Annotated in this window: 9 protein-coding genes and 1 pseudogene; 3 read left to right on the top strand and 7 right to left on the bottom strand. The window is 61.3% G+C overall.

Going from position 1 to position 13,547, the window contains the following annotated elements; all coding sequences use genetic code 11:
- Window position 1 precedes the first annotated feature (1 nt).
- The 3 genes from AB4099_RS27480 to AB4099_RS27470 form a co-directional block, all read right to left on the bottom strand.
- On the bottom strand, window positions 2–904 hold the full coding sequence (locus AB4099_RS27480) for an alpha/beta fold hydrolase (protein WP_441480398.1): 903 nt from the start codon (window positions 902–904) through the stop codon (window positions 2–4).
- Between the two features lie 257 nt (window positions 905–1,161).
- A complete protein-coding gene (locus tag AB4099_RS27475) occupies window positions 1,162–2,823 on the bottom strand; it encodes a N,N-dimethylformamidase beta subunit family domain-containing protein (protein WP_441480397.1) in 1,662 nt (553 codons plus the stop codon).
- 172 nt (window positions 2,824–2,995) lie between these two features.
- Entirely contained in the window at window positions 2,996–4,246 is a 1,251-nt protein-coding gene (locus tag AB4099_RS27470; RefSeq protein WP_441480396.1) for an aspartate aminotransferase family protein, read from the bottom strand.
- A gap of 663 nt (window positions 4,247–4,909) precedes the next feature.
- Here AB4099_RS27470 and AB4099_RS27465 point away from each other — a divergent pair.
- Both AB4099_RS27465 and AB4099_RS27460 read left to right on the top strand, forming a co-directional pair.
- Window positions 4,910–5,842, top strand: coding sequence for a MurR/RpiR family transcriptional regulator (locus tag AB4099_RS27465; protein WP_441480395.1), 933 nt, complete (start codon window positions 4,910–4,912; stop codon window positions 5,840–5,842).
- A gap of 422 nt (window positions 5,843–6,264) precedes the next feature.
- On the top strand, window positions 6,265–7,389 hold the full coding sequence (locus AB4099_RS27460; RefSeq protein ID WP_441480394.1) for a zinc-dependent alcohol dehydrogenase family protein: 1,125 nt from the start codon (window positions 6,265–6,267) through the stop codon (window positions 7,387–7,389).
- Between the two features lie 236 nt (window positions 7,390–7,625).
- Here AB4099_RS27460 and AB4099_RS27455 read toward each other — a convergent pair whose 3' ends face one another.
- Window positions 7,626–9,245 carry a GMC family oxidoreductase gene (locus AB4099_RS27455; RefSeq protein WP_441480393.1) on the bottom strand — a complete coding sequence of 540 codons (1,620 nt, stop codon included), beginning with the start codon at window positions 9,243–9,245 and terminating at the stop codon, window positions 7,626–7,628.
- 104 nt (window positions 9,246–9,349) lie between these two features.
- Here AB4099_RS27455 and AB4099_RS27450 point away from each other — a divergent pair, with 104 nt between their 5' ends.
- Entirely contained in the window at window positions 9,350–10,249 is a 900-nt protein-coding gene (locus tag AB4099_RS27450) for a LysR family transcriptional regulator (RefSeq protein WP_441480392.1), read from the top strand.
- A 284-nt stretch (window positions 10,250–10,533) separates the two neighbouring features.
- Here the strand turns inward: AB4099_RS27450 and AB4099_RS27445 are convergent.
- From AB4099_RS27445 to AB4099_RS27435, 3 genes and pseudogenes are all read right to left on the bottom strand, one after another.
- Window positions 10,534–10,652: pseudogene (locus tag AB4099_RS27445) on the bottom strand (IS6 family transposase); the annotation flags it as partial.
- A gap of 127 nt (window positions 10,653–10,779) precedes the next feature.
- Window positions 10,780–11,484 carry an IS6 family transposase gene (locus AB4099_RS27440; RefSeq protein ID WP_441480391.1) on the bottom strand — a complete coding sequence of 235 codons (705 nt, stop codon included), beginning with the start codon at window positions 11,482–11,484 and terminating at the stop codon, window positions 10,780–10,782.
- A gap of 1,013 nt (window positions 11,485–12,497) precedes the next feature.
- Window positions 12,498–13,466 carry a universal stress protein gene (locus tag AB4099_RS27435; RefSeq protein ID WP_441480390.1) on the bottom strand — a complete coding sequence of 323 codons (969 nt, stop codon included), beginning with the start codon at window positions 13,464–13,466 and terminating at the stop codon, window positions 12,498–12,500.
- Window positions 13,467–13,547 lie beyond the last annotated feature (81 nt).

The following is a 13,547-nucleotide window of genomic DNA, read 5'->3' as shown; positions in this document are numbered from 1 at the left end:
GTTAGGCGTGCTCGTTGGCGATCACAGCCCCTGCCGCGTGGCGCGAGGGATCGACAACGAAGTCGCCTGCGACCGCCGCAAGCTCGGCAGGACGTTCATGAACGACACCGTGACCAGTTTTCATCTCGAAAAGCCGGGCATCTGCAATGCCGCCAAACAACATGTGGGCATGCCTGATGGGAGCCGTTTGATCATACTCGCAGCCGACGACAAGCGTCGGCGCCCGAATTGCCTCGATATCCGAGACAATATCGACAGATCGATTGAACTTCATTTTTGCCGTTCTCAGTTCGCCGTTTGAGTTCGACGCGATCACAGACGACAGTTCCTCGGGCGTGCGGGAATTCACGAAGTACTGACCGTACGTCGTCAAGACGGAGAACTTTCCCAGGGCTGGACTCCCGGCCTCGTGAAGTTCGTTCCAGACATCATTGCGGAGCAATTGCTGGGCATCCGTCTTCGCCCATCCAGCCACGAGCACGAGAGAGCGCACGCGGTCCGGTACGCGGGCAGCTATTTTCGCGGCGATCACGGCACCGAAGGAATACCCAAGCAGATCCACCGGACCGGTATCAACCGCAGCCGAGGCGACCGCCAGTGCCTGCTCCATATAAAACTCGCCCGCATCGGTTGGATCGATGGGATCGATGAAATCGAAAGCAACGACGCGATGGCGCCTGGCCAGCATGGGCAGCAACGCCCAAAAGCTTCCTGCTGCAGTGCCAGCCGAACCGTGCAGAAGCACTATGGTGTGCGTACTGGTTCTCGCGGGATCGGAATCATAGCACTTGATGAAAGCTTCCCCGCAGGGGACCTCGAATCGAAGCGTGTCCGGCGGAAAATCCATCATCGCGCTTTGGACTTGCCTTCCCGCAAAGGGCCGTTCCAATGACAGTTTTGGCACTAGATGATCCTAACTTTATTTAGGGAACCATTCGATCCACATAAGTCAACCGAACGACGAGCTGGCGGACGCGAGATAGCAAAGCCCGGATGCGACGCCCCGTGCTCCCGGGATCGCCTTCGTAGGCTGTCGAGCGGCTGATCCGCTCGACATAGGGCCCGGGGCTTTCGTAAGCAGACCCGGCACGGTCACCCGCTGAGGCGATCCACCGCCCCTCCGGCACCACCAGCCGATGTCGCGGGCCGGTCGTCCTTCTATCAACCGGCAGCCAGGAACCGGTCGAGGACGTTGCGCGTGATCCGATCGACGTAAAAATCGTTCTCGATCAATCCGTTGACCCATTCACACGTGCCAGCGCAGAACACCTCACCACGCCCCTTCTCGAAAGCGACGACCATTCCGCTCCCCCGAGAGTGGCGTTCGATTGCCGCGGGACTGTCGTCTCCATCGAGCACCGTCGCCACGAAACGTGCATCCGCATCGGCCAAAGCGTGATAATAAGAGTGCTCGGCTAGGCCGTACTCAGATTTGGTGGCCCAATTCATGGCAATGATGTCGAGGCCAGCCGGCGCTCCGTCAGTACCCTTCGGCACCGGCAGTCCGTCGACGAACTCGTAATCGAGCCCGTCAACCTCGAAAGAGAAGATGTTCGCCTCGTCGCCGAACATGTCGGCATATCCCAATCCGGTTCGCGCCAAAGACCAGTGCTTGTGCCGGAACACGTTGAAGCCACGCGCAGCGCGCGGCGCCATGGAATAGATACCGGCATAGATACCCCGCAACGCATTAACGCCGAACGTGACTGCGCCGGGGTATCCTACGCGCGGGTCCTCCCAGGCGCCCGTCATCAATGCAGGGTTGGCCGCCGCGTCCGGATCGCGCTCCCTCGCCAGGTACTTGTAGCATGTCTGCTGCGTTCCAGCGGCATCCAGACGAATCTGCCACATGAAGTTGGCGGCAAATCGCGCCACCTTGCCGCCGCGCTCGGTGTAGGCATCGACCGTCTTGCGCATCGGCGTCGACCAGTATTCATCGTGCCCGATGAAGGCCAGGCAGGCATAGCCCTCCACGCAGTCGGGATCGATTTCAAGATCGTCCTGCGGGATCACATGAACGCGGTACCCCGCTTGTTCGGCCCAGAGGAGAAACGGCCTCTCATAGGTCGGCCAGCCGGTCGAAGCATAATAGCGGGAGAAGCCGTTGGCGAATGCCCAGTTCTTGGAGTCCTGATTGGGGGGCTGAGGCGAACGGGGCCTGGACTTTGCCGCGTTGCGGGGTGCGTTCGGAGGCAGCCAAACCTGGCCACGTGCCCAAGGCCGCTCGCTCGAAAGCACGGGAGAGGCTCCCTGCGGGTAGTCCGGGTGAAGACCGCGGTAGTGGCTCGCCCCGCCCCAGTCATTGTAGGCCGTCCAGGTACATGTCGAGACGACGAGCAGAACGGCGTTCTCGCGCGCGGCTTTCCCGGCCTTGACGAAGAGGATGTGGTGGCCGAGCGGCGGCTCCCCTTGGGAGGCGTCGACACGGTGCATTTCAAGTATGTAGGCACCAGGTTCGAAATCGCCGGATACCGTGATGGCGAGCGTCTCCTTCCAGGAGCAGCCGCTCTGATAGGCATCTCGCGGCGTGGGCTGGAACTCGCTATTGGCCTTGTCCCACTTATGAACCACGCGGGGCTTTGCGCCATCCTTCCGTAACGTGATATCGAGCTGCGAGAGCGTCGAAGAGATGAAGAGGCGAATGGTTTCGCCCGCTTCGTAACTCCGTTTGTCGGAATAGCACCAAGCGGCGGCTGTGCCAGCCGGATCGGGAATTTCGACCCAAGTGCTCTTCGACGCTGCGCCGCTGCCGGATATGCTGCGCGGCGGCCATGCACCGCTCGCCGGTCGCACGCCTTGGGTTCTATTCTCTTCGCTGGTCATATCGGAACTCTCAGTGGTGTGACATGTAGCGTCAGCGGACGTTGCCGCGGCAGTCGAGAGACATCTCCGTGTCGAGTTTCTGAAGCTCGGTCTCGAAACGGCTTTTGCTAGCCTAAGGGGTTGCCTATTCAATCGGCCTCGGCCAACGCGCTTCAAATGCGCGCCGTAGGCGTCAGCCCCAGCCGCTCGTCTTGAGTGCTGCGCTCGTGAGGGTGTCGGCGAGGAACGCGATTTCCTTGTCCGTCATCGGGGTGGTGAGCGCACCGGAGCAATTTGGCGTCAACAGGATTCCGGATGCCAACAGGGCGCCGTGGATCTGGTGAAGGGCCGTGGCCTCGGCGGTGGTTGGATAAGAACTCCGATAGCCAGTGATCTCGCGCCCGCCTAGATGCAGCCGGAAGAGCGAGCCCGTACCGACGAGCCGGGCGGGAGATTGGTTCGCAGCGAAGGCCTCGTTCACGCGCTCACGCAGCTTGTCACCAAGACCGTTGAGTCTCGCCACCGCTGAGCGATCGTAATGCCGCAGCGTCGCCAGACCGGCTGCCATGCTCATTGGATTGGCACTAAACGTGCCGCCCATGGCGACAGCCGGCTTGCCTCTCGAATGATCGAACACGGACATGCGCTCTGGCGATCCGGACACCGCCCCGACAGGCAGCCCCCCCCCGATCACCTTCGCCAGCGTAACGAAATCTGGCTCGATGCCATAGAGGGGCGATGCGCCAGCGTAGGACAGGCGAAAACAGATCACCTCGTCAGCTATCAACATGATGCCGTCGCGACGGCAGGCCGCCTGTACCGCGGCGATGACTTCGGGAGGCATCGGCATCATACCCGCCCTCGACGCATGCGGGTCGAGCACCACAGCGGCCAGAGAGGAGCCGCACGTCCTGAGGATGGCCTCGCAGCGCACCGCATCATCGTAAGGCAACACGACAGTATCCGTCAGAACAGACGGCGGCGTGCCCTTAGCGTAAGGTGTGGACGCCAGCGAGCCATCGGGGCCATCCCAGTTGTCGGGCGACGATTCGAGCCCCACCTCTATGTAGTCATACGCCCCGTGGTAACATCCTTCGAACTTCGCGATCCGATGGCGGCCGGTGAGAGCTCTGGCCCCCTTGATCGCGTGCATAACCGCTTCGGTTCCAGAATTGCAGAACCGCGTTTGCTGCAAGAACGGGCTGCGCGCGGCCAGAAGTTCCGCCAACTCGATTTCACTTTCCGTCGGCAGACCGAAAGCCGTGCCCCGCTCCATGGCGCTGCGCAATGCCTCAATCACCGGCGGGAAGGCATGTCCATGGACGAGCGAGAAGAAGTTGTTGGCGCAATCAAGAATGCGGCGCCCGTCGACGTCGATGATCCAGCATCCCTCACCTTTTAAGGCGTAGGGCGGGTGGGGGGCGAACCATGATGCCTGACGCATCGATCCACCCGGCACCACACGCGCCTCTCGGATAAATGCAGAGGCAGAACGGGAAGTCGACGGGGAAGAGACCGAGCCGGGATACAAAGGGAGAGAAGTCATCCAGAATTCCAATCAAACGGTTCGGCAGCAAATGAACCATTTGATCCTAATATGTCAATGGAAATTTTTGTTTCACGCAATCATCGAGGCAGCTAAGGCCTGACGGGAGCCCCACGAGACTGCCGACTTCCAAGAGCGTCGCGTAGCGCATAGAGCCGGGGGCGGTGTGATGGACACGCATTGACCGGAGTTGATTGACCGGAAAGGCTATGGAACATCACGCGTCAGAGCAGCTTGTGCGATCTGGGGCTCGAATTGGTGCTCTGGGTGCCGTCTCGGCCGAGACGACAATAAGGCAGGACGAAATTGATTGCAGAGGCCTGATATCGGAGCGCAGCTTTGGTGTATGCCAATCTGCTCCAGCCGCCTTATGAGTGGGTGATGTCCTGTCTTATGCAAAGAACTTTCGAATTACCGGCTTCGAAAGGCCTCCCGCGATGACCTCGCGCCACAAGCCCGCATCCTGCCAACGCGTTCCGGCACACCAAATCTGTCAGCGCGGTGTAAGAAAATCAGGTCTGCGCGCCAAAGCGGCGCGAAATTCCTCATGAAGGCGTCGAAATGATTTCCGACAGGGCTCAAATCACCGAAAATATCCGCCTTATCCTGCCTGATCTCAAGGGTCACATGGCAAGCGCTGCGAATTACCTGCTGTCGCATCCAAACGACGTTGCCGTCTACTCGATGCGTGAACTCGCGCGACAGGCGCGCGTACCGCCGGTTACACTTGTGAGGCTGGCCCAGAGGTTAGGGCTCCCGGGGTTTGGGGAGATGCGCCAGACTTACGTTGACTCAATCCTCAAGCAAGCTGGCAGCGCTGGGCATGCCACCCGTAGAAATATCGAGAGCGCACGAGCCATCTTGGTCGAAACCGGCGCTGAGGATGGCCTGCTGGCTTTCGCTCGCGCCTTCTTTTCAACTGAATGCGAAATCCTGCGTCTGGCCGTTGACGGGCTTGAGGAAAAGTCTCTGGCTCGGGTCGCGGATATTCTGGCCAAAGCGCCGCGTGTTTTCGTGATGGGGCGCCGAACCACTTATCCACCAGCCTTCATCCTGGCTTATGCTCTGAGAAAGGCGCGTCGGGACGTTATCCTGCTCGACGATGTGGCAGGCGCGCCGGAAGGAGCATTGGAGGATGCCGCGCCTGGCGACGCATTCGTGGGCTTTACATTCGCTCCCTTCAGCCGTTCCACGGATACGCTCGCCCGCCGCGCCGGTTCAGCCAACGCCCATGTTATCGGAATATCCGACTCGCGCGCAGCGCCCCTTCGCGACCTCGCTGGGGACCTGTTTTTCCTGACTCCCGCACAGAGCCAAGCCTTTCCGGAGTCATCCGGGGGGGCTATAGTCCTCGCCAATCTCTTTGCCGCTCTCACGATCGCGAAGCTTGGCGATTCGGCTTATAAACGTATTGCGAGCAACGAGGAATTCTTGGTGTCGTCGGGCGAATATATGCAGTCCGCCAAGCGCTCTCGGCGGACACCGTCCGCTTAGCTGCGAGCCGAGACGAGCCGCTTCCTTTTCGGTGTTCGGCCATCGGCTGCCGAACCGCCCATTTCGCTGCCAAGACGATGAACGGTTCACGACAGGCCAGCTCCGGCCACTTGATCCCATTGACGATATACGGAACATATGATCCAAGCGAGCGCTCGGCAGCGGGGAGACTCGTTGTTGTCAACCTTTGCACTCGTCGCGGCGCCCGACGTAGGAAAACCTCATACGTCGGGCGACTTGGACTAAATCTGAACAGTCGATGGCATGCTGACGCACGAAATTCGGCATGCATGCGGACTTTGGAAGAATGCCCTTCGGATCGGCGAGCCTAGCGTCCCGAGTTTCACGATCCACTCAGCACGCAGGAACGCGAGCTATCCGGCGAGTTCATTCGACGAACGACCGAGTCAAGGAAGATCGAAATGAGAATTCGCGCTGCGGTCCTTCGAGCTACCCCGGCGGTCCCGCCCTTCGCGGTCAGCCGGCCTCTGACGATCGAAGAGGTGGACCTTCAGCCACCAGGTCACGACGAGGTTTTGGTGCGGGTGCGTGCGACGAGCTTGTGCCATTCCGATCTCTCGGTCATCGACGGGAACCGGCCGCGGCCCCTGCCGATGGTGCTGGGTCACGAGGCGGCCGGCGACGTCGTCGCAACCGGACCCGGCGTCACCGATCTTTCCCCCGGCCACCGGGTGATCATGGTGTTCGTTCCCTCCTGCGGGCATTGCCTTCCCTGCGCCGAAGGCCGCCCTGCCCTCTGCGAGCCTGCCGCTTCGGCCAGCACCGCCGGAGAGATGCTGGGAGGAGGACGAAGGCTTTCAGCCCGAGGGGAGGCTCTCAATCACCATATTGGCGTGTCGTCTTTCGCCGAGTACGCAGTTCTGTCGCGACGCTCTCTGATCAAGCTGGAAGCCGACATTCCGCACGAGATCGCGGCGCTGTTCGGCTGCGCGGTCCTGACAGGGGTCGGCGCGGTGGTCAACACGGCAAAGGTCAAGGCGGGGGAAACGGTCGCCGTCGTGGGGCTCGGCGGAGTCGGGCTCAGCGCGGTGTTGGGAGCGATAGCGTCCGGTGCATCGCGCGTCGTCGCTGTTGATCTCTCACAGGATAAGCTCGACCTAGCACGAGAACTCGGCGCAACCGATAGCTTCGCCGCTGGGGATCCCGGCAGCGTCGAGGCGATACGCAAGGCAACTGGCGGGGGGGTCGATCACAGCCTGGAGATGGCAGGCTCGGTTAAGGCACTTGACTTCGCCTACGAGATCACGCGTCGCGGCGGGACGACTACCACTGGGGGCCTGGCGCATCCGAAGCACACGCTCTCGCTTTCTCCTGCTCGTCTTGTCGCCGAGGAACGCAAGCTTCAGGGTTCCTATCTCGGCTCCTGCATCCCGTCCCGCGATGTGCCACGCTTTGTAGAACTCTATCGCCGCGGCCGACTTCCGGTCGATAAGCTCTGGACCAGTTCCTCAAGCTTGGACGAGATTAACGAAGGTTTCGATGCGCTTCAATCAGGGCGGACCATAAGGCACATCATCAGGATGTGAATTTGCCAGTGACCGGAGCCCGGGCATCTATAGCACCTCGATATGGTTCGTGATCTTGAACATTCGTCAATATAGACAGTACTGTAGGGAGCAGCGCTCCAAAAGCTCAGTGTCAGGCACTCGCGGGACGACTACACTCGCGTCGCCGCCGACCCGCTCAGGGACAACATCGCTGGTTGTCGTGATGGCGGCCCTATCACGGGCAACCTGACGTGACGCCGCACCGATCTGCACTTTCAGCGCGGCGCCCAAGCGGCATCCGCCACGATCATGTCCGCGCCTTTACAGGCGATCATCGCGGTCGGCGTATTGGTGTTGCCCGAGGTGATGCGTGGCATCACCGAGGCATCCACGACACGCAATCCGCCAAGACCTCGCAGCCGCAACCGCGAATCGAGCGGCGCCTCCATGTCGCCTGTGCCACCCATGCGCACAGTCCCGACAGGGTGGAAGATCGTCGTTCCGATGTCACCCGCAGAGCGGGAGAGCGCCGCGTCGTCATCGCCTACAGATGGCCCGGGCAGATACTCGGACGGCGAAAAGGGGCTCAGAGCCGGCTGCGCCATCAGCCGGCGGGTGACGCGAATGGCGTCGGCAGCGACTTCCCGGTCCTCCTGCGTACTCAGATAGGCCGGGGCAATCAGCGGCTTCTCTTGGGGATCGGCAGAGCGCAGTCGTACCGTGCCGCGCGAGCTCGGCCGCAGGTTGCAGGCGCTCACCGTAATCGCCGCGAAGCGGTGCAGCGGGTCGCCGAACTTGTCCAGCGAGAGCGGCTGCACGTGGAACTGCAGATTCGCCCGTGCTTGCATCGGGTCGGAACGCATGAACAGACCCAGTTGCGAGGGCGCCATGGTCAAAGGCCCGCGCCTCCGCAGCGCGTAGTCGAGCCCCATCCACGCCCGGCGGGCGAGATTGTGATAAGTCTCGTTGAGCGTGCGAGCTCCGGCAACCGTGTATATTGCCCGCTGTTGCAAATGATCCTGCAGGTTGCGGCCAATGCCAGCAGCGTCGAGGGTGATGGTGATGCCCAGTTCCCGGAGCCAATCGCCAGGGCCAATGCCCGAGCGCTGCAGGATTTGGGCGGAGCCAATCGCACCGGCGCAAAGAACCGTTTCGCCCCGCGCGCGAACCGTCTCGCTGCGGCCGCCTCGGTTGTAGACCACGCCAGTGATCCGACCCTGCTCGACCAGCAGCCGTTCAACCAGTACCTGCGTCTCGAGCCTGAGATTCGGACGCTTCAGCGCCGGCGCCAAGAAGCCACGCGCCGCGGACCAGCGCCGTCCGCGCTTCTGGTTGACGTGGAAGTAGCCACTACCCTCATTGTCACCGGTATTGAAATCATCGATCTTGCGAACCCCTATCTGCGCCGCAGCGTCGCGCACCGCATCCAGGATCGGCCAGGACACCCGCGGCGCCTCGACGCGCCAGCCGCCCGCCGCGCCGTGATGCGCGCTCTCGCCAAGAAAATGATCTTCGATCCGGCGGAAGACGGGCAGAACATCCTTCCATCCCCAGCTAGTAAGTCCGAGGTCGCGCCAGTCATCGTAGTCGGCCGCCTGACCGCGCATTGCGATCATGGCGTTGATGGCGGAAGATCCGCCGATCACCTTCCCACGCGGATAGGCGAGCGAGCGGCCGTTCAGACCGGGCTCCGCTTCCGTCCGGAACAGCCAGTCGGAGCGCGGATTTCCGATCGTGAAGAGATAGCCAACCGGTATGTGGAACCAGATCCAGTTGTCATGCCCGCCCGCCTCCAGAAGCAGGACGCGACGGCGGGCATCCTCAGACAGCCGGTTCGCCACCATGCAGCCAGCGGTGCCAGCGCCGACGATTACGTAGTCGTATTCTCCCTCCATCGCGCCTGCTCCCTGTCCGTATCGTCGGCGGCTCCTACAACGCGAGGGTGCTGTGCGGCGAGGTCGACCCACGCACAAGCCTTGTGCAAGCCGCGAGGGGTGACGTGAATAACTGGAACGACCTCGTCATCTTCCTGCAGATCGCGCGCACCGGTTCCATGACGGCCGCAGCGCGAGAGTTGCGGCTCGATCATTCGACAGTCAGTCGGCGCCTGGCAGCGCTTGAAACCGAACTCGCCGTGCGACTCTTCGACCGGGCCGGACGCCGGCTGGCGATGACAGAAGGTGGACTTCGGCTCGCCGATGCCGCAGCAAAGATGGAAGCGATCTATCTCGGCGAGGCCGCTGGGTTGGCCCAGAACACTGACCGCCTCGCCGGCCGTGTCCGCATTGGCGCACCCGAAGGGCTCGGCGTCGGTTGCCTGGCCGATTTCGTGGCGGCGACCGCGGCAACCTATCCGGATTTGGAACTCGAGCTCGTCGCCTTGCCGCGAGACTATTCTCTGGCTCGCCGCGAGGCGGACATAGCGGTCACGCTCGATCGTCCGACGTCTGGCGCCGCATCGACCTGCAGGCTCACCGACTACAAACTGCTACTCTATGGCATCGAGGCCTATCTCCACAGGCATGGGGCGCCCAGGAATCGGGCCGATCTCGGCATGTACGTCATGTGCGGTTACATTCCCGAGCTGCTGCACACGCGCGAACTGGATTATGCGACGATAGTGGGAAACTGGAAGATCCGGCTGCGCTCGACCAGCATTCTGGCGCAGCTCGAAATGATCTGCGGGGGGCAGGCGATTGGCATCCTGCCCTGTTTCCTTGCGCGGCAGCGTCCGGAGCTAATCCCTCTCCTACCTAACGAAATCTGGCTGCAGCGCTCCTATTGGGTGTCGATCCACGACGATCTCAAGCAGGTGCAGAAGCACAGGGTGGTGTTGCAGGCCCTGCTGGATCATATGCGATCGCAGCGCGCATCGTTTATGTGCGAGCATGAGGGATAATATTAAGATCGGCGCTTAGTACTGAGACAAGAGCCATCCCGGTCTTGCGCTTATAAGATTCACGCTTCCAAGCCGCGCGATCGGGGGCTACATCGCCGGCAGCCGAGATGCGGTCGATTTCGTTCGCAGCTTTGCGCCCGGTTTCATTTTTAGCATCGAATTGCCGCCGTCCATGGTCGCCGGGATTCGTGGTTCATTCCTTCAGCCGCTTCTTCCGCGACCACTTCGAGCGGTTCTGTTGCAAATTCCCTCGGCGTCATAGAACTGGAAGGTTCGTGCCCTTTTCACGCCGCTGCGATAATTTCAAACTGCGCGATGGACGGCTTTGGATTGTGTAGGCGTATCTGGCCTGCCGTTTGCGCATCATGTGAACCATCTCGATACCGGCCAGGGTTCCCGCGGCCAATACCTATCCTTCCCTCGGATGCGCCCGAGGCGCTCGCGACTCCGACTGTGACCTATTCACGAGGCGGCGTTGTCACGTTAACTGCCGGCGTGCGCAAAGAGGTGCATTCGGCCTGGTGAGAGGCTCACGCGGTGACGCCGGCCACGGCTTTCCAGTGTGCCATGGCGCGCAGACGATGCAGATGGGTCGCCAGGGCGGAGCGACGGGACCGAGGCGGGACGAAGAGATTGCGGAGGGCGGAGAAGACGGCGACGAACCGCTGCAGGCCTCCCGGGGATCGAAAGCCCTGCATCGCCCGCTCTCGCTTTCGGAACGGCAGATGCGAGTTCTCGGCCCGGTTGTTGAGACCCTTATGCGCGCGATGCTCGATCGCCGGCATGATCTGGCGCCGGGCGGCGGTATAGGAGCCGAGCTTGTCGGTGATTATGCGCCGGGGCGCACAGCCCTGCTTCTTCAAAAGACGCCTCAGCAAGCGCCGCGCTGCCTTGGTGTCGCGTCGGGTCTGCACGATCTCATCGAGGGTATAGCCGTCCTGATCCACGGCGCGCCACAGCCAGTACTTCTGGCCGCCGATGGTGACGACGACCTCGTCGAGATGCCAGACGTCGCGGGGTTCCGGTTTCTTCCGCCGGAGCCGGTGGGCGTAATCCCGCCCGAACTTCAGGGCCCAGCGACGCACCGTCTCGTAGGAGACGACGATGCCGCGCTCCAGCAACATCTCCTCCACCAGGCGAAGGCTCAACGGGAAGCGAAAGTACAGCCACACCGCATGGGCGATGATCGCCGGTGGGAATCGATGGCGCTTGTAGCTGATGGGCGGCAGGGTCATACCTGCGCATCTCCACGGCTCCACGCCACGCAGCAGTTAACGTGACAACACCGTCTTGAGAGTTACGAGCCGTTGCTGCGTCTCAAACTTTCAAAGACCGGTCTAGTAGTGGCTGCAGCGGCTGCGGGTGGCCTGACTTCGTTCACTTGTAAGCTCAATGCATCTAGCAAAGGTCATTATTGTCCGGCCGGCCATACGATCGGAAACGTGCAGTGACACCGCGATAGCTTCGATGCTTCCGACGGAAAGCGATCCGCGCAACACCCAAATGGGAAGCAAACGGCGTCATCGCAAGCGAAGGCCGGCAGAAGTACGACTGATTAAGCGACGCGCAAAGGCAGCGACGAGCCGGCACAATCCTCCGGCGGAGCGATGTGCCGGCTCGACCACTGAGAGATGTGGCGTCAGGCTCAGTGATTCGCGTTTATAACAAATTTCCGAACGGAAAACGCTCCTCAGTCATGCGTTTTGATCTGTAAGTGGGTCCGGGCTCTTGGCTCCTGCAGGCAGCATGTGTCGCTCCTGAGGATGCGGCGCATACCGCAGTGCGACTGCCTTCAACCTTCGCAATTCAATCGCCCTGATTGGGCTTGGCGGCTTGCCTTCGAGCTGGCCTATCCGCTCACATATCAATCGATATTCCCGGTCTGTCCGGATCGACAGCAAAGGAGGAAATTCGGGCATAGGCGAGGCCTCCAGCTTGGCTGTATCCCCAACCCGGTGAGTGTGCCTCGCTCGTTCATTTTCTGACAACCCCTGTCAGAGTTTTTATGTCACTGCTGAGGCGCGGATCATCAACAACATCGCGGGGATGCCAGTAGCCCTAACTATTTGTCATCCCCCTGGAAGCCTTGGCAAGGGCATCATTGTGAAGTGTGGAGGAAGCCGCATCACCGCGGGTTCTCAATTTCTGACAATGAGGCGGAACTGAACTCATCCTCATTCCTGTCGCGCTCGCTGCGGCACCCCTTGCGGTGCTCTTTGCGCGAAGTTCGTGGGGCATCGCCTCCTCATCACTGCCCTCTGAGCTCGCGGTCGCCCGCTGCTTTGTCCAACGGGTCACGAGTTTGCGACGCGGCGGTCGAAGCTCCATCAACGTTGCTGTCGACCGGGATAATGAGAATGTCGCGCTCGGCGTCGCGAAGAACCTGCTCGGCGACGCTGCCGATCACAACCCGCTTCGCCCCGCTCTTCTTGCTGGTCCCGAGGACGATAAGATCGCTCCGTTCAGCCCGGGCGCCATCCAGGATACTTTGCGCCGGGCTGCCTTCACGCAGAACGACGCCGCTTGGCGTCGGTGGAATTCCAAGCTCTTTGGTATACGCCTCAAGCCGCTCGATTGCGTCGACTCGTTCTTTCGCGACGTACTCGTCGATCGCTACCGGATCCATAATTGAACGTTTCATCAACCCGAGGGCCGGAGCATCAAACGCATGCATTATCTTCACGGCGGACTTGTCGAAGATACCCATGCGCAAGGCACCCCGGGCTGCCGCCTTCGATGCATCGTCAAAATCAAGAGCGAGGAGAGTGCGCTCATAAGCAGTTGAAGGCGGCTGGATCGCGACCAAGACTGGGATGCGGCTGCGTCGAACGACACGCTCGACGGTCGTTCCAGTGAAAACGTCCCGGAAGCGGCTGCGGTGCGGGCCGAGGACGAGCAGGTCGGCGCCAAATTCATTCGCGGCAGACAATATTCCATTGAACGTGTCGTCCACCACGACCCCGAAATTGGCCGACACCCCATCGGCTTCGCAGGTCGTGCGAACAGTATCCTCGAGCACGGCCATGGCCGCCGATCGCTCCGCTTCGATCATTCGATGAGGCAGATCGCCATCCACGACGTGCACGAGCCAAAGTGAAGAACCCAAGCGTTTTGCTATGAACGTGGCCCGCCTGAGCGCCCTGTCCGATCTCGTCGAAAGATCGGTTGCAACCAGGATGCGCCTCAGCGATCCAACATTCGGCACGGCTGGTGTCATCGGATCTCCGCCTTCCCAATCCCCCAGGGGAGCTCGCCTACGCGCATCTCGTTCCACATTTGTGACAACGCAGGGTCGTGA

Source organism: Allobosea sp. 2KB_26, assembly GCF_052115715.1.
GTDB lineage: Bacteria > Pseudomonadota > Alphaproteobacteria > Rhizobiales > Beijerinckiaceae > Allobosea.
This window is presented reverse-complemented; position numbering and strand designations above follow the sequence as displayed.

Bases quoted from the DNA above. Each gene is read 5' to 3' on its own strand.
- AB4099_RS27465 (WP_441480395.1), top strand. From the start codon at position 4,910: ATGATTTCCGACAGGGCTCAAATCACCGAAAATATCCGCCTTATCCTG.
- AB4099_RS27475 (WP_441480397.1), bottom strand. From the start codon at position 2,823: ATGACCAGCGAAGAGAATAGAACCCAAGGCGTGCGACCGGCGAGCGGT.
- AB4099_RS27470 (WP_441480396.1), bottom strand. From the start codon at position 4,246: ATGCGTCAGGCATCATGGTTCGCCCCCCACCCGCCCTACGCCTTAAAA.
- AB4099_RS27435 (WP_441480390.1), bottom strand. From the start codon at position 13,466: ATGACACCAGCCGTGCCGAATGTTGGATCGCTGAGGCGCATCCTGGTT.
- AB4099_RS27455 (WP_441480393.1), bottom strand. From the start codon at position 9,245: ATGGAGGGAGAATACGACTACGTAATCGTCGGCGCTGGCACCGCTGGC.
- AB4099_RS27460 (WP_441480394.1), top strand. From the start codon at position 6,265: ATGAGAATTCGCGCTGCGGTCCTTCGAGCTACCCCGGCGGTCCCGCCC.
- AB4099_RS27440 (WP_441480391.1), bottom strand. From the start codon at position 11,484: ATGACCCTGCCGCCCATCAGCTACAAGCGCCATCGATTCCCACCGGCG.